Annotated in this window: 22 protein-coding genes; 18 read left to right on the top strand and 4 right to left on the bottom strand. The window is 64.9% G+C overall.

The features are described 5' to 3' along the window. Positions 1–124 precede the first annotated feature (124 nt). The 16 genes from IM697_RS34725 (at position 125) to IM697_RS34650 (ending at position 18,876) form a co-directional block, all read left to right on the top strand. Positions 125–436, top strand: a complete 312-nt coding sequence (locus tag IM697_RS34725) for a WXG100 family type VII secretion target (RefSeq protein ID WP_194040045.1) — start codon at positions 125–127, stop codon at positions 434–436. 117 nt (positions 437–553) lie between these two features. Then, on the top strand, positions 554–844 hold the full coding sequence (locus IM697_RS34720) for a WXG100 family type VII secretion target (RefSeq protein WP_194040044.1): 291 nt from the start codon (positions 554–556) through the stop codon (positions 842–844). 311 nt (positions 845–1,155) lie between these two features. Next, on the top strand, positions 1,156–2,442 hold the full coding sequence (gene mycP, locus IM697_RS34715; protein ID WP_228044295.1) for a type VII secretion-associated serine protease mycosin: 1,287 nt from the start codon (positions 1,156–1,158) through the stop codon (positions 2,440–2,442). Between the two features lie 61 nt (positions 2,443–2,503). Next, positions 2,504–2,863 carry a hypothetical protein gene (locus tag IM697_RS34710; RefSeq protein ID WP_194040042.1) on the top strand — a complete coding sequence of 120 codons (360 nt, stop codon included), beginning with the start codon at positions 2,504–2,506 and terminating at the stop codon, positions 2,861–2,863. Positions 2,864–2,902: 39 nt separating this feature from the next. Continuing rightward, positions 2,903–4,456, top strand: coding sequence for a hypothetical protein (locus IM697_RS34705; protein ID WP_194040041.1), 1,554 nt, complete (start codon positions 2,903–2,905; stop codon positions 4,454–4,456). 124 nt (positions 4,457–4,580) lie between these two features. Further along, on the top strand, positions 4,581–5,900 hold the full coding sequence (gene mycP, locus IM697_RS34700; RefSeq protein ID WP_228044294.1) for a type VII secretion-associated serine protease mycosin: 1,320 nt from the start codon (positions 4,581–4,583) through the stop codon (positions 5,898–5,900). Between the two features lie 844 nt (positions 5,901–6,744). Continuing rightward, complete coding sequence (locus IM697_RS34695; protein ID WP_194040039.1) at positions 6,745–7,056, top strand: type VII secretion target; 312 nt, start codon at positions 6,745–6,747, stop codon at positions 7,054–7,056. Then, positions 7,056–8,033 (top strand): WXG100 family type VII secretion target, encoded by a 978-nt coding sequence (locus IM697_RS34690; RefSeq protein ID WP_194040038.1) that lies wholly within the window; start codon positions 7,056–7,058, stop codon positions 8,031–8,033. The genes IM697_RS34695 and IM697_RS34690 overlap by 1 nt, the downstream gene beginning before the upstream one ends. Before the next feature lie 47 nt (positions 8,034–8,080). Then, the gene (locus tag IM697_RS34685) at positions 8,081–8,671 is read left to right on the top strand and encodes a hypothetical protein (RefSeq protein WP_194040037.1); all 591 of its coding nucleotides are present in this window, start codon (positions 8,081–8,083) and stop codon (positions 8,669–8,671) included. Positions 8,672–9,239: 568 nt separating this feature from the next. Further along, positions 9,240–10,577 (top strand): type VII secretion-associated serine protease mycosin, encoded by a 1,338-nt coding sequence (gene mycP, locus IM697_RS34680; RefSeq protein WP_194040036.1) that lies wholly within the window; start codon positions 9,240–9,242, stop codon positions 10,575–10,577. Between the two features lie 794 nt (positions 10,578–11,371). Next, positions 11,372–12,121 carry a transposase family protein gene (locus IM697_RS34675; protein WP_194038166.1) on the top strand — a complete coding sequence of 250 codons (750 nt, stop codon included), beginning with the start codon at positions 11,372–11,374 and terminating at the stop codon, positions 12,119–12,121. A gap of 211 nt (positions 12,122–12,332) precedes the next feature. Next, the gene (locus IM697_RS34670; protein ID WP_194040035.1) at positions 12,333–13,457 is read left to right on the top strand and encodes a WXG100 family type VII secretion target; all 1,125 of its coding nucleotides are present in this window, start codon (positions 12,333–12,335) and stop codon (positions 13,455–13,457) included. Further along, a complete protein-coding gene (locus tag IM697_RS34665) occupies positions 13,454–14,869 on the top strand; it encodes a hypothetical protein (RefSeq protein WP_194040034.1) in 1,416 nt (471 codons plus the stop codon). Before IM697_RS34670 ends, IM697_RS34665 begins: the two co-directional genes overlap by 4 nt. Positions 14,870–15,925: 1,056 nt before the next feature. Continuing rightward, entirely contained in the window at positions 15,926–16,306 is a 381-nt protein-coding gene (locus tag IM697_RS34660; protein WP_228044293.1) for a hypothetical protein, read from the top strand. Positions 16,307–16,322: 16 nt separating this feature from the next. Next, complete coding sequence (locus IM697_RS34655; protein ID WP_194040032.1) at positions 16,323–17,486, top strand: hypothetical protein; 1,164 nt, start codon at positions 16,323–16,325, stop codon at positions 17,484–17,486. Continuing rightward, complete coding sequence (locus IM697_RS34650) at positions 17,467–18,876, top strand: hypothetical protein (protein ID WP_194040031.1); 1,410 nt, start codon at positions 17,467–17,469, stop codon at positions 18,874–18,876. Before IM697_RS34655 ends, IM697_RS34650 begins: the two co-directional genes overlap by 20 nt. A 243-nt stretch (positions 18,877–19,119) precedes the next feature. Here IM697_RS34650 and IM697_RS34645 read toward each other — a convergent pair whose 3' ends face one another. Both IM697_RS34645 and IM697_RS34640 read right to left on the bottom strand, forming a co-directional pair. Continuing rightward, the gene (locus IM697_RS34645; RefSeq protein WP_194040030.1) at positions 19,120–19,326 is read right to left on the bottom strand and encodes a hypothetical protein; all 207 of its coding nucleotides are present in this window, start codon (positions 19,324–19,326) and stop codon (positions 19,120–19,122) included. Between the two features lie 92 nt (positions 19,327–19,418). Continuing rightward, positions 19,419–20,024, bottom strand: coding sequence for a hypothetical protein (locus IM697_RS34640; protein ID WP_194040029.1), 606 nt, complete (start codon positions 20,022–20,024; stop codon positions 19,419–19,421). 80 nt (positions 20,025–20,104) lie between these two features. On the opposite strand from IM697_RS34640, the gene IM697_RS34635 reads away from it, so the two are divergent. Next, entirely contained in the window at positions 20,105–21,019 is a 915-nt protein-coding gene (locus IM697_RS34635; RefSeq protein WP_194050006.1) for a transposase family protein, read from the top strand. Here IM697_RS34635 and IM697_RS34630 read toward each other — a convergent pair. Together IM697_RS34630 and IM697_RS34625 are read right to left on the bottom strand one after the other, a co-directional pair. Then, the gene (locus IM697_RS34630) at positions 20,971–21,588 is read right to left on the bottom strand and encodes a hypothetical protein (RefSeq protein ID WP_194040028.1); all 618 of its coding nucleotides are present in this window, start codon (positions 21,586–21,588) and stop codon (positions 20,971–20,973) included. The genes IM697_RS34635 and IM697_RS34630 overlap by 49 nt on opposite strands. A 36-nt stretch (positions 21,589–21,624) precedes the next feature. Beyond that, complete coding sequence (locus IM697_RS34625) at positions 21,625–21,825, bottom strand: hypothetical protein (RefSeq protein WP_194040027.1); 201 nt, start codon at positions 21,823–21,825, stop codon at positions 21,625–21,627. 771 nt (positions 21,826–22,596) lie between these two features. Between IM697_RS34625 and IM697_RS34620 the strand changes: the two genes are divergently transcribed. Then, a complete protein-coding gene (locus tag IM697_RS34620; RefSeq protein ID WP_194040026.1) occupies positions 22,597–24,081 on the top strand; it encodes a hypothetical protein in 1,485 nt (494 codons plus the stop codon). Positions 24,082–24,160 lie beyond the last annotated feature (79 nt).

Here is a 24,160-nt window from a genome sequence, read left to right as displayed (position 1 = left end):
GTTGAGTGACAGGCTGACGATAGAGTGTTTGCAGCAGAGTGTTTTCAGCGCTCAAGCGTGCGAAGCTCCTCCGGGCACCGGCTCAGGTATCCCGGACTAACGACGACATGGGGGAAGGTTCATCATGGCCGGCCAGTTCCGGGTAACAGAGGACGAACTCACCAAGCTCTCCAGCGACATCAGCACCGCGAACGGTCAGCTGCAGGGCGAGATCCGCCGTCTCAACGGAGTGATCGACCAGATCGCCGGCGGCTGGAAGGGCCAGGCGGCCCAGTCGTACCGCCAGCTCCAGGACCGCTGGAACGCGGACGCAAAGCGGATGAGCGACATCCTCAACGACATCAAGGAAGCCGTGGACTCCACGCGGAGCAACTACTCCGCGTCGGAAGAGCAGCAGAACTCGGAGATCAGCAAGATCATGTCGGACTTCGGCTGATCTGAACTGTTCGGGCCTGAGGTCCGACGCTCTCGTCGACGCCCCCTCAGCTCTCTCTGAACTTCTGTACTCCTTCCGCACTTCCACCGACTTTCCTTCGAATCTTCCTGAAAGGGAATGACGATGTCGATCCTCGTCAATTACGCAACGATCACCAACGCGTCCACGGACGTGAAGTCGACCGCCGGCCGCATCAAGCAGCAGCTCGACGACCTCGAGGCCGCGGTCAAGCGCGTCGCCCAGTCCTGGGAGGGCGAGGCGCAGGAGGGCTACCAGCGCAAGCAGCGCGAGTGGGACCAGACCGCCGCGGACCTGCACGCCACCCTGCTGAAGATCTCGACGGCGCTCCAGAACGCCGCGGACAACTACCAGGCCACTGAGAAGAGCAACGCCAACACCTGGGCCTGAGCCCGTCGGCGCTCCGAGGGTATGAGATGAAGAGAATCGGCCCAGCCGACGCCAAGGCGTCCGCTGGGCCGAGCTCTGCTTCGGGGCCGTACACACGCTCTTCGGAACCGCGCACAGCAAATCCCGCAAACATTCACACTCACCGCTACACCCGTGACACCTACATGACCCAGCTTCGAAGGAAGCAAGGCAGCAATGAAGCCCTGGGGGGCCTGAACAGGAGGGGCCTGAACGTGAAGGGCCGGACAGCCCGCTCGCGTAGCCGCAACGGCCGCATTGGTGGAACCCGCGCACTGCAGCGGGTTTTCGGCGTGCTCGCGGTGACCGGGGTGTGCCTTGCCGCGACACCGCCCGCGTCGGCGGCGCCCACGCACGCGGCGCCCACGCACGCGGCGCCCACGCACGCGGCGCCCACCCATGTGGCGAACTCCTCCGGTTCCGCCGGCGGCCCGGACTTCGGCCTTGCGGCCACCTCGGAATGCGTCTTCGGCGGCGACGTCATCAAGTCCACGCCCTGGTCGCTCCAGCGGATCCTCTTGGACCAGCTGTGGGGGCAGGCGAAGGGCGAGGGCGTCAAGGTCGCGGTGATCGACACGGGCGTCGACGACAGCAACAAGCAGCTGCGTGGCGCGGTGGACGGTGGCAAGTCCTACGTCGGCGGCTCCGCCACGGACGACCTCGAGGGCCACGGCACCCGGGTGGCGGGCATCATCGCCGCCCGCCCGCTGAAGGGCACGGGCTTCGTGGGGATCGCGCCGGAGGCCGAGATCCTCTCCTACCGCTACACGGGCGGCGAGGAGAAGCAGGGCAACTCGGGGACGATGTCCCAGGCGATCAGCGCCGCGGTGGCCGCCGGCGCGAAGATCATCAACATCTCCTCCGACACCGCGAACAAGGAAGACAACGCCGGCCTGCGGAGCGCGGTGAAGTCGGCCGTGGACGCAGGCGCCCTCATCATCGCGGCCGCCGGCAACGACGGAGCCGACGGCAAGTCCGCGAACACCTACCCGGCCTCGTACCCCGGCGTCCTGGCGGTGGCCGCCTCCGACCGCAACGACGAGCGCGCCTTCTTCTCCCAGTCCGGCGACTTCGTGGACGTCGCCGCACCGGGGGTCGGCATGGTCTCGACGGTCCCGCAGGGCGGCCAGTGCACGGCCGACGGCACGAGCTTCGCGGCGCCGTACGTGGCGGGAGTCGCGGCCCTGCTGAAGGAGAAGAACCCGGACTGGACCGCGGCCCAGATCGCCACACGCATCGAGGAAACGGCTCAGCGGCCGGGGCGGGGGCCCAACCGGTTCATCGGGTGGGGTGTCGTGGATCCGGTTGCCGCGCTGTCGGACGACTCCACGCCGGGGACTTCTCCGGAGCCGGATCCGCCGGTTGCGGCCGGGGCGGGGGGTGTCGTCCCGATGGCCGTGACCATGGGGGAGAGCGAGGCGGAGCGGGAGCGCCGGGTAGCTATTTATGTGCTGGGTACGGGACTTGTGCTCGCGCTCGTGGTTGCGGGGAGCGGGGTGGCTGTGCGGGACTGGCGTAGCCGGCGGGCCGCGGAGTCCGGTCGGGCTGCTACGTCGTACGGGGCTGGACGTGGACGATGACTTGGCACGGGCACCGAGCGGGTGCTGACAACTTGAGAAACAGGGGAGAGGACAACGGGGTATGAGTAACGGGATGCGGGTTGATCTGAGCGCGCTGGATGAGGTCATCCGGAGGCTCTGGCGGCTGCTGGATGACATGGATAAGGCCGGGAACAGTTCGAAGTACGACACGCACATCCCGGAGGATGCCTTCGGCCAGGTTTCAGATGGTTCTTGTCGATTCCTGGAAGCCCAGGACCTGAAAGCGGCTGAGAGCGAAATGAAGATCAAGATCGAGGAGATGATCAAGAAGCTCCACGAGTTGATCGACGACTTCAGCACGAAAACCTCGAAGGTCCGGGACAGGTACAACGACGAGGAGCACGAGATCAAGCGCAGCGTGGGCGGCTCGGGTGGTTCCACGAATGACGCGATGGTCTAGCGGACGGGTTCCGGAAAGCATTGACGAGGGGAGTAGGGCATGGCCGGGGACAATGTAGATAACGTGGAGGGCCGGACGGCCCGGGAGCAGCAGGAACGGGCGGCAGGTCAGCAAAGGGACCACGACCGGCGTATTGAGTCCGACACGGTCGCACGCAATGGCAAAGGCATCGATCGCGGCGCCTTCAAGACGGACTTCATGCAGTACTCGGTCAATGGCCTTCGCAAGATGATCATGAACTCCAACCCCGGGAAAATCTCCGTGGCTGGAGATCACTGGAAGAGCGTCCACCAGCTTCTTTCCGGCGGCGAAGGAGACGGCAAGACCGGTGCGGTGGACACAGCACCGTCCAAGACCAGTATCGCCGGGACACTCCAGACGGCTGTCGACAACGTCCTCGAACACTGGGAAGGTGCGGCAGCCGAAGCCTTCAAGCGCAGGGCGGACGAAGTCGGTGCCCAAATCCGGAACGGTGCCGCGTACGCCAACTTCACGGCGGAGCAGCTCTTTGCGATCAGCAAGGACCTCGACGCTGCCATTGCCGAGATGGAGCCCATCGAGGAACCGTCGAGGCTTGAGAGCGCGGGTGACAAGCTCAATGACAGCGGCCGGGATGACGCCCAGATGAAGAGGGACTTGGCTACGGGTGCCAGCGCCGACGCCGTGGCCGAGGCGAACGAGAAGAACCTGTCGCTGGGCATGGAGCGAAAGCTCCAGGCCGTTGCGGTGATGGAGAGGCTGGCGACCAACTACCAGGTCTACACGAAGAACCTCAGGGCCAACGGGAGTCGAGATCAAGAGAAGGGCATCGCGCCCCCCAATAGCGATGTGACGATGCCTGCTCCAATCGCGCTGCCAAGCGCTGCGGCGGGAGGACCGGGTACAGCTCGCGCGGCCAATAAGCCTTGGAGCGCAGGATCGACGTCCAGCATCAAGCCAGGTCCTACGGTGCCCCGCGATGCCGGTATCACGGGAGGTTCTCAACTCCCGGCAGCTCGAACGAAGGTGGACAGCATCTCGCCCGGACTGACTGGCACCGGCCCTAGCACGAGCGCTGCCGGCGGCATCAGCGGCGGAGGTGGTGGCCTCGGTGCCAGTGGCACACAGAGCCCGGGCGTCGTGGCTCCTGGCGGAGGGGCTGGCCTCGGACGAGGCGCGGCCGCACGCGGCGGCATCGGGCCCGGGGGCGTTCGTGGCGGCTTGGCTGGTGGTGGAACGGCAGCGGGGCGCGGCGCAGGAGGCCGGGCTGGTATGGGAGCGATGGGTGGCGCCGGGGCTGGTGCGGCTGGCCGAGCCGGTGCCGGTGCCGGCAGCCGTGGGGCCCTCGCGAAGTCCCGTGGCGGCGTTGTCGGCGCAGCCAAGGGAGTCTCTGGCAAGGGTGCCGGCGGCGGTGCGGGCCTGCATGGCAGCCGCGGCGGAACCCAGCGTGGTGCCATGGCGGGTGGAATGGCCGGAGGCATGGGCAGCCGCAACGGCCGACGACCGGAGGACGAGAACAACAGGGGCGACCGTCCCGACTACCTGGTCGAGGATGAGGAGACCTGGATCTCCGAGGAAGACCGCAACCGCAACGTACCTCGGACCATCGAGTAGGCAGGCAAGTGGGCTGGGCGTAAACCGTCGACTGCCCATTTAGAATAGGGCTGGTGTACCCGGCCAGAGCTGAGTGAGGAGCAAGGAATTGGGTTTCAAACGAGCCTGGTCCACAACGGGCGTCGTGGCGTTGACTGGAGCCTTGCTCCTCACTTCAGCTCCTACTGCCTCAGCGGACTATATTCGCGACAAACAGTGGGTCATCGACGTTATTAACTTCGAGAAGGTTTGGAAAGAATCTCAGGGGCAAGGGGTCACAGTAGCCGTCGTCGACACGGGAGTGGACGGTACTCACCCTGATTTGGTCGGGCAGGTCCTAAAAGGGAAGGACGTCACCGGGGGTGGTGGTGATCCACAAGACGATACCGATGGTCATGGTACCGGCATGGCGAGTCTAATCGCGGGCCATGGGCATGGGGTGAATAATTCCTCAGGTGTGGTTGGTCTCGCCCCCAAAGCCAAGATTCTTCCCATCAAGGCTGCCGTTCGTGACGATTACGATGACGATCAGTGGGCAGAAGGAGTTCGCTATGCAGTTGATCGCGGCGCAAAAGTAATTAATCTTTCATTTGCTGATTCTCTAGCTCACCCCGATTCTGAGGGTGCGGCAGCAATTGAGTATGCATTGCAGCGCGATGTGGTTGTTGTGTCAGGCACAGGGAATGATGGAAGCGAAGGTCTGGAGTACCCTGCCAAGCTCCCAGGCGTCGTAGCGGTAGGTGCTGTTGATGAGTCGCTAAAGGTTTGGGGGAATTCGAACTACGGTCCCGGCGTGACACTGACTGCTCCCGGAGTAAACATCGCCAGAGCGGATACCAGCCATTCGAGCGGCTATGCTGAGGGTAGTGGAGTCTCCGATGCCACTGCTTATGTTTCTGCAACGGCTGCCCTGGTCCGCGCCAAGTACCCAGACCTCACCGCAGGCCAGGTCATCAACCGCCTGATCAAGTCAGCCACGTTCCTCGACCGCGACGTCAAGAAGGTGCCCGACGAGGAGTATGGCTACGGTCTGATCCGCCCGTACTCGGCGCTCACGATGGACATCCCCAAGGGTCCCAAGCAGGGCCCCCTCGCCCAGTCCTCGCCGTCCACGTCCACGAACTCAGGCGCCGCGCCCGACGACAACGACAGCACAAGCCAGGCCAAGAAAAAGAAGAAGTCCTCCTCGGGTAGCACCCTCCTCATCGCCGGCATCGCAGCCGCAGTGCTGGTAATCGGCGGCATCCTCTTCGCGGTACTCCGCAGCCGCCGCAACGGAGGCAACGGAGGCCCTGGATCCGGCGGCGGAACCCCTCCCCACGGCACGGGTTACCCGCCCCAGCCACCCACGGGCTACCAGCAGTACCCCAACACGCCTCCCAACCAGGGATACCCCGCACCTCCCGGACAGTCCCCGCAGCACCCGAACCCCTACGCCCAACAGCCTCCGCACCAAGGGCAGTAAGTACAACTCCCTCTCGGGGAGGCTGTGAACTCGGGCCTGCCGGGCCTGAATTCCCAAACCGCGGCCGTTGAGCTGACCTTGCACACGGCGAGCCACTTCACCGGCCATCTTGCTCGGGATTGCAGTTGTTGTCCCCTGGCTGCTCCTCGTTGGGTCGATCGCGTCTGGCAAATCTTTATGTCTGACAGTACTCGATCTGATCGGTGCGCACGGGGTCTCTTGGTCATGCTTCGTGGGCACCGCGATGACAATCGCGTTTTGAAGAGGCGCGGTGCAGGGATCCACGCAATGACCCTGCTGCTCCGTTTTGTCGGACTCGCAATTCTGCAGTGACCTAGATGCCAAGAACGAGAAGGGATCTTCCCTAATGGGCGCTATCGTCCTTGTGGTTGGCGTTATCGGCTTCGGAGCCGTGATTGGCGCCGTCGTAATCTTTGCTGTACTGTGGCGCCGCCGCTACTCCCGTGTCGGGCTTGGTGCCGGAGATTACTCGCAGAACATGGGCTACCCAGGGCAGCAGCCTATGTACCCGATCTCGCAGCACCCGTATCCCACCACTCCAAATCAGGGTTACGCTGCTCCTCCTGCACAGCACCCGCAGCCAAATCCCTACACACAGCAACCCCCGTACCAGGGTCAATAGGGGTTCACGTTTCTTGGAAGGGCACCATGTGAGGCGGATTATCCCCTCACATCCAGCGAGATTGGCTTGAACTGTTTGTGTGCCAAGGAGTCATGGTGCCGAGCCGCTGTAGCAGCGGCCGCGACTCCGTGATGAAATAGATCTCATCGTGGCTGGCGGATCGGCCGCCACCATTCAAGCGCTCGACCAATGAGGGGACTTATGAGCGGGGGATTCAATGTCGAGGGCGATGCCCTGCGCAAGTACGCGAAGGCGGTGGAAGCTGCGGCTGGCCGGGTTGACGGCATCCGAAGCCGTACAAAGCAACTGGAGCTCACGCAGCAGTCGTTCGGGAAGCTGCCTCAATCGGACGACTTGAAGGCCGACTACGACACTCAGCGCAAGGAGTCCGGCAACGACCTCGGCGACGCCGTCGACACGCTGTATGCCATAGCCGACGCGCTCAGGGATTCCGCGGCTGCCTACGACGGTACGGAGATGGACAATCGGGGCATGCTGGGCGGGGGCCACTGATGGGCGCGGGGCAGGCAGCCGGCGACGCCCTGAGTCGGATCAACTTCGTTCTGGACTGGAGCAACCCTCTCGCCGGTGTCCTTGACGAGATCATCCGGGGCATCATCAAGCAGTTCAACCTGGACGAGCTCCTGGAGCAGGTCAGCGGAGACAACGAACTCCTCACCGAAACCGCGATCCAGTGGCGCAAGGCCGCCAATGACTTGCGCGGAGTGGCCGAGGACCTGGTCTTTGAACGTCGTACGTTGGCAGCCCAGTGGGAGGGCGAGGCGTTCGCGAAGTTCGACGCCATGATGACCGAGTTCGAGGAAGCCCTCAAGGGCGAAGCCGCGGACATGGACACCATGGCCGAACTCCTCGAGATGGCTGCTCAGGAGTGCGCGGCCGCCGAGCAGTTGATGCTTGACCTGATCGTCGAGATCGTGGAGATCGCGCTCGCGACCGCCGCCACTTCGGCAATCCTCTCGCTCCTGACGGCAGGTGCTGCAGCCGCCATCGGGCCGATCATTGCCGCTGCGGGCATCGCCAGCAAAGCGGCAAAAGGCGTGAAGATCACCGCGAAACTGGCGGACGCCCTGTCGGACATCGCGAAGCGCATGCAACTGCTGCGCAAGATGATGAAGCTCCGGAACGCACTGCGTAAGGGCCCCAAGCACTTCAAAGGCGGCCTTGGGCGCTTTATTCGCGGCACGAAGAAGCGTGACGAGTTCGGCAATGAAGTCACTGTGCGCAATCCCAATGATTTGGCCATGTATGTCGGCTACAAGGTCGTCAAGAAGGGCGTGAAGGGCGTCGTCAAGGACGCGATGGGAGCAGATCCGGCCGGTGCGGTTCAAGAGAGTCTCCTGGAGGATGGGCCGGGGGTGGCCGAGGAACGCTACGAGTACCACCAGCGCCCTGATCCGCAGCGTCTCGACGAGCGTACCGACGTCACTCCTTCGAGTGCGGCAAGGACAGTGAGGGACGATTTCGGGTGAGCAGGACGGACCGTGGCCGTGAGACGGTCGACCGGGCAAGGGCGTTGGTGCCGGCGGGTGAGCTGCTGCGTGGTGATCACGGGGTCTTCTTGGCCGCGCGAGCACCGATGCCCGGTTACTTCCGCCGGCCGCGCGCTCTACGATCCGAGCGGCGCACACTCGGGAGCTGGTTGATGATCCCCGTGTTCTGGTTCGCCAGGCTCTACGAGATCACCTGGAACCCGATCGAGGCGCTCGTCGAGGCGTTCACGGAGCGTGAGTCGAAGAAGCCGGGCAAGCCGTTCCATGGCGGCTGGAACAGTCTGGCCGGCCAGCTGACCCTTGCCGTGGTACCGCGGACCAAGAACAGCAGGGCCGTGATGCTGCAGGTCACCGACCGCCGTCTGCAGGTGGTGTACGTGTCCCAGGCTCGCTCCTTCACTGGCAGGCCGGGTCCGGTCGAGGTCGGATGGACGACGGACCTTCGCAACGTGAGCTGGATCCGGGACCGCAGCGACGTGGCGGGCGGCGACCACGAGATCGGATTCGTCGACGGTTCGTGGTGCTCGGTTCACTTTGGCGGTAAGGGCTGGAGCCGGATGCCGGAAGCGTTCCCGGTCCGATTGAGCCACCTCGACCCGGTTCCGAGCATGGGATGAGCAGCCAGTCGTGAGCTGGCCGTCAGTGAATCCGCCCGGAACCAGTTCGCTCAGTACCGGCGCTGAGGGCCGACTGGGTAGTCCCCTACAGGGGGCGGGACCGGACCCGGTGGTGGAACTGGCCTCGGCGGGATGGTTCCCAGTGGTGGCGGAGGCCTCGGCATGGGGGGGGCGGCGGACTCGGTGTGCCGGGCGCTGGCGGTGGACGGCTCGGCTGCATGGGGGGCTCCGGAGCTGCCCGCGGTACCGGAGGCCGGGTCGGCAAGGGCGCCGGTGGCGGCGCGGGCCTTCACGGCAGCCGCGGTGGTTCGCAGCGCGGCGGCATGATGGGCGCCGGCGGCATGGGCCGCGGCGGCAACAAGCGTCGTGGTGAAGAGGGGAACGGGGCGAGCGTCCCGACTACCTGGTCGAGAACGAGGAGACCTGGATCTCGCAGGAAGACCATAACTGCAACGTGCCGCGCGCAACATCGCTTGGCGCACCTGAGCGAGCCGCAGGGGGACCTCCGTGCGGCTCGCCCGTATGAAGGCTGGCGGAACCAGCCGTTGTTGAGTGAGGAGCAAGGAACATGGGTGCCAAGCGAGTCTGGTCCACGACGGGTGTTGTGGCGTTGACAGGAGCCTTGCTCCTCACTTCAGCACCGACTGCCTCGGCCGATTACGTTCGGGACCAGCAGTGGGTCTTGGATGCCTACAAGATGGATGCAACTTGGGCGTTGACTCAGGGTGAGGGAGTCACTGTTGCCGTCGTCGATTCAGGTGTCGATGGCAGTCACCCTGATCTGACTGGTCAAGTCCTCCAGGGGAAAGACTTCACCGGAGGGGGAAACGCTCAGGAGGATGTGGCCGGACATGGCACCGGCATGGCGAGCTTGATTGCTGGCCATGGCCATGGCGCGGGAAACAACGCGGGGATGGTAGGGCTCGCGCCAAAAGCAAAAATTCTTCCGCTGCGCGTTCTTCAAAACAAGGATGATAATTTCGAGGACGACGCTTGGGCCGAGGCTGTGCGATATGCCGTGGACCACGGCGCGAAGGTCATCAATCTTTCTCTCAGCGGAGGAAGAGGCAGTAGGACTCTCACTAATGGCCGCGAGGCAATCGCGTATGCCCAAGCACACGATGTCGTAGTTGTTGCGGCTGCGGGTAACGATGGAGGCGTCTCCATTAATGAACCGGCAGCCCTGCCGGGTGTGGTCTCTGTCGGCGCCGTAGATAATGAAGGGAACCTCTGGGACAAATCCAATACTGGAGAGGGGCTGACCCTCGTTGCTCCAGGCGTTGAGATCGTCTCTGCGAACACCAATCGATCCGACGGATATAGCTTGGACAACGGAACTTCGGACGCCACGGCTTATGTTTCCGCCGCGGCAGCCCTTGTCCGGGCCAAGTACCCTGACCTCACCGCAGGCCAGGTGATCAACCGCCTCATCAAGTCAGCTTCATTCCTTGATCACAAAGGTTTGAAGGCCCCTGATGACGAATACGGCTACGGCATCCTCCGCCCCAACAAGGCCCTCACGATGAACATCCCGGCCGGTCCCAAGAAGAACCCTCTCGGGCAGATGTCGTCGTCCAGTTCGACTTCTAGCCAGTCATCTAAGGGAACGGGCTCTTCGGCTAAGGCCAAGAAGAGGTTCTCCTCCGGCAGCTTCCTCGTCCTTGCCGGCGGTATCGCAGTCGTTGTTGTCATCGGTGCGATTGCCTTCGTGGTAATTCGCAGTCGTCGTAACGGCGGTAACGGTGGCTCCGGCCCCGGCGGCGGAAGCCCTCAGCACCCCACGTACCCACCTGCCCAGCAGCCCTACCCCAACTCCGCCCCCAACCAGGGCTATCCCACGCCTCCGGGACAGTCCCCGCAGCACCCGAACCCCTACGCCCAACAGCCCCCGCACCAAGGGCAGTAGGGATATTCGGTCTTCACGGACAGGCTGTGAACTCAGAACTGCCGCGCGATGACCCCGTTGCTCTGCCTCGTCGTACTCGCAATTCGGCAGTGAACTGGATGCTAAGAATGAGAAGGGAACCTCCTCAATGGGCCTCGTCGTCCTTGTGGTTGGAGTTATCGGCCTTGGGGCTGCAATCGGCGTCGTTGTCGTCCTCGTAGTACTGCGCAGCCGCCGCAACCGCAACACCGGTGCCGGAGCTCACTTCCAGAACATGGGGTACTCGCCCCAGCCGCTGGTTTATCCAAATTCCCAGCAGCCGTATCCCTCAACTCCCAATCAGGCGTATCCCACTCCTTCCGGACAGTCGCCCCAGCACCCCAATCCCTATGCTCAGCAACCTCCGCAGCATGGCCAGTAGCTCTTTATCCCTCATTCCAGACGGGACTGTACGCTCTGGTTTCCTCTCCGACGCTCAACGCTCTTCCGCCCGCATTGATCTGGCAGGGGCCATCCCCACCCAGTTCGGCCCGCAGTATGTGAACCACCAAAACTAGGACACTTAGTGGCTGACGACGAAACCTCGTATTACGAACCCGGAGCGGGCAGGAGCCTGGCCCGCAAGTTCGAGATGCAGGCATACGACCTGCGGGCCTATCTCAAGAAGTTCGAGGAGGAGACAGGGGAGGAAGCGATCACTGAGCTTCTTCGAGTTGGCCTCCGATCAGGCGACCGCCGACGAAGCGCAACGAGCGAGGCCCCCGAGCTGTTGATCGAGATGTCTGACGTCTCAACCACGCTGCTCGGGGGCCTCGTTGGTCATCTATCCTGCCGCACTCGACCTGCCCCATGCACTCGTGGAGTGGGTGACCATGCTCGTCGTCACCCGTGAGGGCGACCGGCGATGCAAGCTCCGTCCGTCCCAGCGCGCGATGGTGGCACTGGTGTACCTGCGCGAACACACCACCCTGGCAAAGATCGCTGCCGGGTTCGGGATCAGCGAGTCCACCGCCCACGCCTACACCAGCTCGGTCATCCACCTGCTCGCCGAACGCGCACCGGGTCTGCTGAAAGTCCTGCGCGAGACCGATGCGGACTTCGTCCTGCTGGACGGCACGCTCGCCGAGTGCGACCGCGTCGGCGACGGACGAGCTGACTACTCCCACAAGCACCGCCGGCACGGAGTGAACGTGCAGGTGGTCACCGATCCGGGCGGTCGGCTGCTATGGCTCTCACCCGCACTGCCCGGCCGAGCCCACGACCTGACCGCTGCCCGCACCCACCGCATCATCCGCATCTGCGAGCGCCAAGGCGTCCCTGTCCTCGCCGACCTCGCCTACCAGGGCGGCGGCCCCTGGGTGACCACGGGCATCAAGCGCAGGCCACTGCGGGAACTCACTCTCACCGAGAAGACCATCAACCGGGCCCTGGCCGCGGCACGTGCACCGGTCGAACGCGGCGTCGCACGCCTCAAAGCCTGGCGCATCTTCCGCAGATCCCGATGCAGTCCGAACCGCATGACGTCAATCGCCAAAGCCATCCTCACCCTGGAGCGGCAACGCTGAAGAAGCTCACTGATGGCTTCGGCGTCCTGACGGAGTCGGAGGAGGTTACATCGGCATACATCTCATACTCCGCGGACGTTGCCAGCGCCATGAAGGTGGTGCATGAGCACTTGGACAGGATTGCCGACGCTTTGCGAAAGGTGAACAGGGACACCGAAGTCACCGACGATGACCTCGCGGCCCTCTTCGGGAAGCATTCGGACGGTGGCCGGTGAGCGGGAACGAGTCCGTTGCCGAAGAGATCATCGAACTCGGCATTGAGGTCATCAATCCAGGAGGTCGTCCGGATGAGTTGAAGGCCGCAGCCAAGGCGTGGCGGCAGCTGAAAACCGAGGTCGAAGGTCTGGTCAAGGGCCTGGACAAGGATGTCAAGGCCACCGTCGGACACACGTGGCGTGGTGAGGCAGCCAATGCCTTCCAGGCTCATTGGGACGAGTTCGCCGCTGCCGTGCTGAGCACGACGGACGACTTCGATGAAGCCGCCAAGGGCCTCGAGAACGCTGCCGACTGTATCGACGAAGTCAACAAAGAGATCCACGACATTTACACGGAGATCGGGATCTCCATCGGGGTCTCGGTAGGTATGTCGTTCCTCACGCTGGGTGTGTCGGCAGCGGTCGGTACAGCACGAGTCACCATGTTGGTTACAAGGGCGCTCGACGCCGCAGGCCGACTGGGGAAGCTCCTACGGACGATCGCCAACATTTTCCGGACCCTGTACAACTCCGGAAAGGGAGGGAAACTTCTCGCCGAGGGATTGCTGAACTGGGCTGGTGGCACCGCCGGAGGCATGATTACCAGCCAACTCAGCGGCAAGGGCTGGGAAGTCGGAACCAACATGATCGGAGGCGCGGCCGGCGCAACCGTCGGGACCGCCGCTGGCAAGGCCGTGACCGCACTGGGCGGCAAGGAGATCCTCAGCGGGATGGCCGGCGGAGCGGCTGGAGGGATGTCGGGAGACTATCTGGACTCCCTACGCAAGGGCGAGGACTACGACATCAGGCAGAGCGCTGTCACCGGCATCGCTGGAGGGGCCGCCGGCGGACTGGGCGGTGGGGCAAGGGCGGTTGACAGGGGTCTCGACGATATGGCTCGAGGCCTGAGAAACGAGAACGATTTCTCCTACAGCGGGGATCGACCGGAGCACCAGCAAACCGCAGTCGACGGCGCCTTCGGTGCCTCCATTCCCGTAGCGGGAGGCGTTTCCGCGAACACGGCGAAGGACGGGTTCGACGGCGTGGACAAGAGCGCGGAAGGGGCTCAGAAGGCTGCCGAGCGGGGCGTTGAGGGCGACCGCAAGACGGCAACGGACCGGATTCGCGAGGACTTTGGGTGAACCGCGAAACGATTACTCCTGCAGACTTCAAGGCCACTGAGAAGGTCGGCCGTTGGTCTGCCCGGCTCGGTTTCTTGTCCGGCGCTGTAACATTCGCGCTCTGGTTCTTCAGTTCTGAGCCAACTCTGCGACGCCCGGCGATCCTTGTTGCTCTTGCCTGCGCCATGCTCAGCGTCGTCGGGATCGCTCTGCATCAGCGAAAACTCGGTGGTCGGCAGCCCTTCCATGCGGTGGCAGCAGCTGAGTTCACCGGCACCACTCAGGATGCAGAACGAGGTTGGTCAAATTCCGAGTTGACGCCCATTCCTCGGCGGATCCCCTCAAGGCGGCAACAACTGTGGCGTTCTTTCGCGGGCGTTGTCGGTGTCTGGAGTATTCTTGTGGGGCTGATCTCCATGGCATGGGGATCACCACAGAGGCCCGCCTTGGTGGAGCAGATTCATTCGGCCGGGGCTGTGTTCGCGAAAGTTCAGGTCGCAAAAGTCAGTGACGTCCGTTTCCACAATCCGAGTAGGGGCAAGTCGTACTACACGGCGAAGACTGTTGTTGAGCTCCCGGATGCGAAGGGTGGGGAGCCAGTACCAGCGACGGTGACTACGAAATCCCCTGATCGATTGACATCTGGGGATCGAGTGTCAGTACTCTATGCTTCCACACAACCGCAGCTGGGGGCAGTGGCCGGAGACAAGGACGATCTAGAAGACGAACTGCGCGGAGCGGCGTTGCCAGTTCGCTTGGTCTGGCTTCTCCTTACTGGATGGGGCATTGGGCTTTGCGTCATAGTGGTGTTGGGCTATATAGAGCGAGGATTCCGCTCCTTCTCTCGTTTGCGGAGCAGTGATAGTGCTATTCGGGGAAGGATCCTTCGAGTTGCGCAATTCCATCATACTCCAAGTGAGCCAGGAAAGAGTGCTTCGAAGTCGCAGAGCCTGGTCGTCGAGACGGCCGTCGGTAATGTGCACTTTCTCGTGAGTATCACAGAGCGGGATATGCCTGATTCGATGAAAGGTGAGCAGGTCTGGCTGTGTTGGGACGGTCGCCGTGGTACGGGTGGTATGCGGTTCTCGCCTCGTGTAACCCCTGCGGTTCTGATTTCTGATCAGGACTGGGTGATGCATGGAATGCTCACCGTGGACGAGGGGCGGTTGCTGGCCGATGGTGGGATTCCGGTTCACAAATTGAGCGGTGAAGCGGAGGAAGGGCGAAAGCTGCGCACTTGGGATCCGCACTCCAAGTGGTCGCTCTACGTGAGTCCCCTGACATTGGGTCTTCTGGCGCTGATCATTGCTGGCGCAGGGTTGATGACGTTTGATGTTTCATCGGGGTGGCGCTGGACAGTAGGGATTGCTGGCCCCCTGGCCTCGGCGCTGTTGGCGGGTTCCTATGTGATGGACACGAAGCCGTCACAGTAAGGAGGGCGAGGCTGCAGTACGACCCCTTCTGGCTGGCCAAGGCAACGTGGAGGAGGATCCCACCGAGCGCGAACCCTTCCCGGGCAGCGGATCTCCGGCCGTAGTGGATGTCCGTGGCCGCGGGGGCCGGACCGTGTCCGGAGAACGGCTGTAATCACGAGCAGGGTGTGGCACTCACGAACGAACCCACACCAGTCTGGCGGTGGCACAGTCGAGTTGCAGGCAGCCGTGAGGACCGGGCTTTGCGCCCCGCCCGGCAGGGGCGCTTACGGTTGTCGTTGGTGTCGGTAGGCATCTCAGGTTGCACCGTTTCGCGCGGAACTGCCCTGATCCTGTCGCCCTGCATTCTGTACGATCAGCGGCTCGGCGGCATCCACCCGCACCACGGGGCCGTGCTCCAGCCACAGCACCATAACGAACCCGCCCGAGGTTGAATGCTCCCCGTCGACTGCGCGGACCGTTCGCCAATCTCCCCGCAGCTTGACCCTATCTCCGCCCACACCGTTTTCCCAATGCCGCCCTCGCGTCCCCGCACGCCCCAGTGATGGGCCAGCGCCTCCACCAGCAGTAGCCCGCGTCCGCCGATATCGTCCTCGCTGGGGCGCCGTAGTTGGGGTCGGCCCTCCCCGGCACTCTTGGGCGATCCGCTTGCCGGACGGCTCGGGCCGGAGGTCGATCGCACACTCAGTCGTCGCTCCCGGGTGCGGCGTCCCTCCGGTAAGAAGGTCACGTTGTGGGTGGCGGTTGATGTCGGCCTGCGTCGCTTTTGCGCTCTATGGATTTTAGGGCCCAATGCATTACCGATTTCAACGAACCGTCGGTCGGCGGCTGGCTGTGCACAGGCCACTCCATGGTGTGCGAGCACCGAGACCTCGGCAGATAGAACAGCCCCAGTCTTGGGACGCTGCTGTGACAGTGGACACCTATGGGGTTGCTGGGCGTCGGGGTTAGTGTGGGTGGCCTTGCCCGAACGGGTGACACCGATAGCAGCTGACATCGACGGCAATGGACAGGGAGCGTTCCGTGGGTCGAGGAGAACGCGACACTCCACAGCGTGTGGACGACAGCGAGTTCCAGGACATCACCCGGGATCCGGTGGATGCGCGAAGACTGCGGGAGTCCTTGGAGAAGCTGGCCGACGGCGCGTCGAACGACACACTCAAGGAGATGGCCAAAGAGGTGCTCTCCGGACGCGTCAGTCTGCGCGAGGCGGTGACCGTGCCCGCTTATGGCGAGGCGCTCATCGAGGGCGGCCGTCCCTTCCGTGAGGCATGGGGCCAGCTATCCGAAGCCGAGCGCATGCAGCTCGCCGCGGAGGGCGAGCGGGAGTACCAGGCGAAGCGCGCCGAGATGGAAGAAGAGCGCCGGCAGGCACAGAGCGGTACACGGGACAGGGGCAACGCGCGGCATAGCGGCCGCGGCTGGTCCGCCTACTGAACAGCACGGGGGAAACATGAACTTCCGGGTCATACCCGCCGACATAGCCTCCTACGGCAAAATGATCGAGCGGGCACATCGGGACGTGAGCGAGGCCCGTAGCTTCCTGGACCGCAAGGCCACCGTGGACGGCGAGGCCGAGAGCCAGCTGTGGCAGCTCGTCGTCGGACACCACAGTGACGTACTCGAGAAGGCCAAGGCGTCCATTGAGGGCTTCTCGCAGACGCTCGACGCCTGCCAGAAGGAACTGGCCCGCACGGCCACGTATTACACGCAGACCGACGAGACCGAGGCAGTCAAGGTCGACGGCACCTATCCGGCAGGCTCTGGGCGACCGGCCGGCACCCCGTCGGAGAGCGGTGGCTTCTCCGACGCGAGTGAGCCGACCGCCTCGTTCTCCGAGCCCAAGCTCAGTGTCTGGGAGCAGGTGCAGCAGGGGGCCAGCGACCGGATGGACGGGCTGGTCTGGGACCGAGTGGACTCCGTCACCGGCGAGGGCAAGAACGTGCCCCTCGGGGTGCTCGGCATTGGGCTCGACCTGCTGAGCCCGACCACCCTTGTCAACGAGGCCCTCAAGTTCGTCTTCAACTTCGACATATTCGGCGAGGCCGCGAAGATGCTCGCCGGAGACTGGGAGAGCTTCGGCGACTGCGCGGGCGCCTGGGACTCGCTGGGCTCCTTCTTCTACGGCGTCGGCAGCAATGTGCGGAAGGGCAACAACCTGCTCAGCGACACCTGGGTGGGCAACGCGTCCAACACGCGTTACGACTACTTCGACGGACTCGCCACGAAGTTGGACGAAACCGACGACTGCTACGACACCCTCAAGTCGGCCTATGAGGAAGTCGCGAGCCAGATCCAGCAGTTCGCCGACGGACTCAAAGCCGGGCTGATCCTCATCTGCGACATGGGCATTTCGATCGCCGTCGAGATCGCGGTCGCCACCGGAGCTGCGACCACCGGTGTCGGCCTGGTCCTCACGGGCGGAATGGCCGCACTGATCGCCCGCACGGCGGCGAAGATGATCGGCGAGTGGTCGAAGATCATCGACGCGCTGTCGGCCCTGTACGCGGCGGTCAACGTGGCCTTCGGTCTCGCGGGCGCCGCCATGAACGGAAATCTCGATGCGGTACAGAAGTTCCCGAGGCCCGGTGCGGCGTATGACCACCAGGCTGTCTGACGCTGGTGCTGTCCTCAAGTGGGGCGGCGTCGTGGGCGTAGCGGTCTGTCTGCTGCTGCGCTACGTCGAACCCGCGCCGCGTTGGGACGTCCTGGCCTGCATCGGCGTGGCCCTGCTCGGGGTGCTCGTCTCCTGGGCGGGCAGGCTGCGGGAACGGGTGGCGGAGGTGCCTCGGGTGGCGGCGCTGTCCTCGCCGACCGGGTTCCGGCTGGTCGGTGGCCAACTGCCTGAACGCAAGGAGCGGCAGCGCCTCGGCGTTCTGCTCGTCCTGCTGTCCGTTGCCCTCCTGCTGTTCGGCTCGGCCTCTCATGTCACGCCTCAACTGGCCGATGCCAGGGCCGGGTCGGCGCGTATCTCCGCGGTGACGGTCGACAAGGTGCTGTCGCAGAGCGCACGTCCCGTGAAGGGCGGCGGGATGACCTACACCTCGAAGCTGGCCGTCACGGTGAACGGCGACGGCGGTGACGGTTCCAGCCAGCAGCGTGCGAGCCTGCGAGGCACCATCAAGACGTCCGGCTCGGTAGGGCCCCGCGACCGCCTATGGGCTCTCTACAACCCTGACAGGACCGGCAAGGACGCCCAGTTCGCGGAGACCCGAGAAGAGCTGGCGGCGTTGCAGGACGGCAGCGCCCGCCCTTCGTGGACGACACTCGGCCTCTCTTCGGCGGCCGCCGCCGGCGGGCTCGCCCTGCTGCTGCGCCGGCGTTTCAAGCCGCTGGACGACAGCGCTTCGGCGGTCACCGAGGCACTGCGCACCGGCAACGCGCAGGCGCTCGCCGTGACCGTGGCCGGCACCGCGCCCGGGGGTAGCCGGGCGGTCGGGGTCGGCCTGCGCCTCACGGCCGAGGACGGCGAGCGGCAGCTGCACATCGGCCGGTCCGTCGACGTCGAGCAGCTCGCCGACACGCTGTGGGACCGCACCGCCTGGCTGTACTGGGAGCGGGCCGGCGACAACCCGCCACCCGGCCGGCCCGGCCGACGGGGCGAGATGCTGCCCGCCGTGCTGGTGGTCGGCAGCGGGGACGAGGTCCGCCATGTGTCCGGCTGGATGCCCCGCACACCCGAATGGCCCGTCGCACAGGGCCGCCGCCTCAGCTCGATGAACCTCGAATCCGCCCCGGAAGTACGACAGTTCGGCACGGGCGTGCTCCGACCGCCTCGGACCCGTGTCAGCGCGGTGGTGTGGCTGGGCCTCGCGGTCCTCGCGACGGTGGCCGCGGCGGCGCTCCCGGTCGGCGGGGGCGGCCAGGAGCTGGTCCAGATGGCCATGGTCGTGACAGTCCTCTGCACCATCATCGGCAACCGCCTGGCCGACGCGAGATGGCGCCCCTCCGTCCGCCGCCAGGAGCGGCGGGTAGCGGGCGCCGCGGCTTCCAGCAGCAGCGGATGACCGGGGAGAATGACCCCGTGCGACGCCCCGCCCTGAGCCAGGAAGGGGGCACCTCGCAACCCGCCCCGCACACTCTGGCCCACTGAAGGTCGTTCAAACCGGCCCACTCCGCTATCGCCGCAAGGAGCTGTGTCCGGCAGCCGTCATCGCGCAGAGAAAGCGGGCATCGGCGTCATGGCACGCCGTCACCTCGCCCGGCCTGGGCGAGCGCAGAGCCGGAACCGGGCCAGGATCGGTGCATCGTCAGGAACCGCAATCGCGACCGGCGTCGCACTGCCAGCCGGAGAACCCGCCCTCACGAGGATGGTCGATGTCGTGGTCGAACTGGAGGAACCCCCATGCCACCCAGGCGATGAAGGCGATACAGAGGGCGAGTCCGGCCCACAAGGCCAGCTTCTTCAGAAGGCCACCGTGACCAGGGTCGTCCTCGCGGGCACCAGGTACGGACACCGGCACGCCTCCGTTTCGTCCGTCGTCCGGGAGCGACTGGCGGGTGCTGGACGACTCCGACCGAGGCAGTCCGGCGGGTGTGTGCCGGCCCTTCACAAGCGAGCCGTCATCTCGTCGGACGAACCGGATACGTCGAAGTCCTGGGCCATACCGGAGGTGTGGAGGTGGGCGATGTCGGCCTGTTCCAGGTCCATGCCCATCGGCCCCGGCCCACCACCGGACACCGTGGCGCGGTGCTCGCTGGGGGTGCCCCAGTCGTAACGCTTCTTGACCTCGAGGTGGTACCTGATCTCGTCGCCCTCCTTCTCTCCGACGAGACGGTACTGGAAGTGATTGAGCGCGTAGTACCACTCCATACTGCGATCGCCGTCCGCGGGATTCGGGGCGGTGGAGGACCACTCGGTGGTGAAAGGCCCGTCCCCGCGTTTGCGGACGTCGTTCCCCAGCGTTCCGTCGACGTCCTTCCGGAAGGCGGGAATATCGTTCATCATCTGCTGCGGCTCGACCTCGACGGGCTTTCGGCTCCCGTCCAGATAGTGCTGGACCAAGCCGGCGGCTGTGGGCCAGCCCTTCATGACGGCGAAGTAGGCGGCGACATTGTTGAGCTGGTTGTGGACCTGCCGGTCCTTGGCGGTGGGCTCAACGATGCCGAACTTGCGGTTCTCCGACTCGAAGTTGCCGACCGTTCCGAAGATCACCTTGAGGCTCTTACGAGTTGGTGCGTGATAGCGGGTGAGGTGTCGTGCCTGGCCAGTGGCATGATCCGTCTGTGGCGATCATGGTCAATCGCGCGGTGCTGGCGCATCGGCTGTTCACGGGGATCTCTCGGCGTCATCTCGCGTGCTTGGTCGAGGAGTTGGCGGTGCCGTGGCAGGCCGGGGTCGAGGGTCGTCGCCATGCGGCACGCGGTGGGGCCAGGAAGCTGGCTGCGGGAGCCGGCGCCCGCCATCAGCTGGTCTTCGTCGACCGGCTGGTGGTCACGCTGATCCATCTGCGGCATGACCTGCCGCACTCGGTACTGGGGCTGCTGTTCGAGGTCGACCGCTCCACCATCACCCGGGCGATCGCAGAGATCCGTACGCTCCTGGCCGAGCGGGGATGCGCGGTCCCCGACCGCCCCGGCCTGCGATTACGGACTATGGCCGACGTGTTCGCCTATGCCCAGACCGAAGGCATCGAGCTGCGGCTGGATGCCACCGAGATCCAGGTCCGCCGACCACCGGCCGGCCGCGGCGGACGGCGCGCATTCGTTTCCGGGAAGAAGAAACAGAACACCATGAAGGCCACCGTCACCGCTGACTGGCGGGGCCGCACGTTATGGACCGACACCCTGCGGCCTGGTCGTATGCACGATGCCACGGCCGCCCGCAACGAGGGCATCGCCGTCTGCTTCCAGCACTTCCCCGACGTCGACGTCCTCCTGGACGACGGCTACCTCGGCCTGAGCCGCGACCACCGCGGGCAAGCGATCACACCACCCAGAAAACCCCGGCCCGGAGCACTGCCCGGCAGAGTCCAGCAGTGGGAACGCGACCGCCACGAACACTCCTCCGACCGCATCACCGTCGAACACGCCCTCGCCGACCACAAACGCTGGAAGCAACTGACGCGCTGGACCCACCGCCGCGACCGCCTGCCCGACACCTACCGCGCCATCGCCAGCCTCGTCTCCGACCGCGCCATCACCGCCTGAGAGCAGGCCACGACCAGGCCAAACACGACCCACCCGCTATCACGCACCAACTCGTTAGCCAGCCAGTCGTCGTCCTCGGCGGCGTCGTCGAGCAGCCTTCGCACCAGCGTTTCCAGCGAGTCAGCGGTCTTCCTGCGCTCGTCGAGCATCTTCGGAGCCTCCGGGTCGTTCGGGTCGTACATGACCTCCCACTCGACCGTGCCGGAGTCGGTGATGTTCATCCCTTCGGTCATCGCCTCCCGCTGGAGGTTCTCGGCCCGCAGTTGCAATCCTGCGAGACCTTTCACGCCGCCGCGACCGGTGGCGCCGTCGGCTTCCGCGTCCAGGAACTTCCGCACTGCCCTGACCTCTTTGTCCAGCGCGTCGATATCCATCTGGATACGGTCGCAGTAGTCCTGCGCGGCGCGGCCGCCCTCGCCTCGCCAGTGATCTTCGTGGAGGGGTTTCACCACGTCATCGTGGAACGTTGTCCGCGCCTCCTTCAGCTTCCGGTCGACCGTCACCCACTCGTCGGCGAACGCCTCCAGTCCTGCGACGTCGAGTTGCAGCAGTGCGTAGAAGCCGGGCATTTCTGTCCCCGTGTTTTCGATGGCGGTCAGCGATCCTCAGGAGAACTGTGAGGCGGCGCGTGTCTCGTTCGCGTCATAGGCGTCCGTGCTGAGGCGGAAGTTGGCCGCTGCCTGGTCGAGCCGCTGCACGACCAACTGGTTCAGCGCCTCCCAGCGGCCCTGGAGCTCGTCGAGGCTGCTGACGAAATTCCAGCCGTCAGCCGCGCGGGCCAGGTCGCTGTTCGCGTCTTCCGCCACGCCCCGTGTCTTGCGGATGATCTCGGACGCGGTCTCGCACTCTTCGGCTCGTTTGCGGAGGAATGATGAGGTGACGCCGAGGTCCGGATCGGTACCCCACGGCGCCGGCGGGGTCGGGCTGGGGTTCGGCGAGGGTGACGGTTCGGACTCGGCCCTCTGTCGTCCGACCCCGGTCCGGACGGCGACGGGCTCGGGGTGGGGCCGGGAGTGGGGCTCGGCGAGGGCTCCGCGGTCATCGCGTACGCCGCCCTCGGATCGATGGGTTCGCTCATGTTGCTCCCCTGGCCGTCCGCAAGTACTTCCCCCGTGGAGTACGGCGATGGGCCGCATGGAGATGTACAGGACAATCAGCAGGTCCGGAGGGGTGGGCAGAGCCTTCTGGTACCGCCTTGCCGACCCGGGCTGGCCGAGGCGCCGACGCGCTGCGGGCCCGAACGATCTTGAAGTAGGCAGGGAGGGTTGCGAGACAAGGCTTCGGCGTTTCGTAGCGCGCGCCCCAGGGAGGGGCCTCGCCGCTCCCTAGGCCGCGCCCCTCTCCAGGTCTTGATCATACTTTCTACACGAAAGTCTCATGAGGGCCGATCCGGTCGCCTTGGCCAAGGTCATAAGGTGTTGCGTGACTTAAGGGGAGGGTGAGTCGGGCGGTGTGAGTGCCGCTCAAAGGATCGGCATGCATTGCCCATCGAGGCCTGGGTGAGTCACCCAGGCCTCTGCCGCGTGCGGTCGGCTTGCATCGTGTCCCCATCGGAAATGTCCGCGTGAGAGGTTGTCATGTCCTATTCGACGCCACCAGGAGGGCCGGGCAGTGCCGGTCCCTACGGGGCACCGGCCCAGCAGCAAGGGTGGTACGCGCCACCTCCACCCCCGCCTCCGCCCGGCAACTCCGGCGAGGGCAAGGGACTGAAGCGGGCCGTCATCGGTCTGCTGGTGCTGGCTGTGGTGGCCGTCTTCGCGGTTGGCGGCTTCGGTCTCTACATCGCTGTCGGCGGGGGATCCCTGCCCGGTGCGCAGGGCGGTGGCGACGAGGAACAGCAGATCCTCAGCTCGGACGAGATCAGCACCTTGCTCAACGGTCGTACGAGTGCGCTGAAGAGTGGCGACGAGGACGAGTTTCTGGAGCCCTTCGTGGGCTCGGCGAAGGACGAGCAGCGCAAGATTTTCAAGAATCTGCGGAAGCTCCCCTTCGCCGAGAGCAAGTACATGGTGCTCAAGCAGACGGGTGACGGGTCGGACGAGTACGGCTCCGATGTGAAGCTCACGCTGGATGTGGCATTCGTCCATCAGATCAAGGGCGTTGACGTCCGACCGGTCTCCGAGTGGTATCGGTGGACGGTCGAGAAGGAGGCCCAGTCGGCCGAGCCGCGCATCAGCGAGGTGGGGGGATCTCCGGGCGCGGCTGCCTTGGCCAACGCCGTTTACTATCCCGCCCCTTGGGACCTCTACGACGACATGTACGTCAAGCGTCAGGCGCACACCATCACGATCTCGGCAAGGAAGAACGCGGCTGACGCGGAACGCTTCGCGCCCATCGTCGAGGACAGTGCGAAGAAGGATCTCGAGCTGTGGGGAGCGAATACCTCTTCGGTCTCCAACACCCCTGAAAGCTTCCTCGTGGTCCTTGAGCCGGACCGAAAGATCTACACGAAGCTTTACAACAACGATGGCAGCGACCTGGGGTGGGACGCCGGCGAAAGCGTGGCCATGCCTGCCTTCAACGCCGGATACAGCGGAGACGAGGACCAGCTCGAATACGGCGGGGCGCGCATCAAGATGGACACCTCGACGAGCCGGTTCACCACGTCCGCCTGGCGGGCGGGCGTCGGGGACATCTCCCGGCACGAGATCGCGCACGCGCTGATTCAGCCGCAGGACCCCGGCGCGTACGGAAACGACGAGGAGACCAGCATTCGGGCCTGGGTTGTCGAGGGCTTCGCGGAGTATGTGTCCCACCGATTCGACCGTACTCAGGGCGAGGCGCGGGTGCGCGGCGATCTCGCGGGCCAGGACTTCGACGGCCAACTGCCGGGCCAGGACTTCGAAGCGAAGTACGACTCGGTCGGAACGAACTACGCCCTGAGCTATCTGGCCATGCGCTACATCGCGGAGAAGGGTGGCGAGCGGGCGTTCTTCCAGTTCGCCGTGGATCACTATCGGCAGCCCACGAATCTCGATCAGCAGCTGCAGAAGGCGGTCGGCATGAACGAGGACGCCTTCGAGGCCGCGTGGGCCCAGTACGTCAGGAGCAACACCCGATGAGCGCCAACGGACCTGTGCCGGGTATGGACCCCTATGGACAGCAGCCTCCGCCGCCACAACAGCCTCCCGTGCCACCTCA

Origin of the sequence: Streptomyces ferrugineus (assembly GCF_015160855.1) — a bacterium.
GTDB classification, from domain to species: domain Bacteria; phylum Actinomycetota; class Actinomycetes; order Streptomycetales; family Streptomycetaceae; genus Streptomyces; species Streptomyces ferrugineus.
The sequence above is the reverse complement of the archived record's forward strand: the minus strand, read 5'-3'. Positions and strand labels throughout refer to the sequence as shown.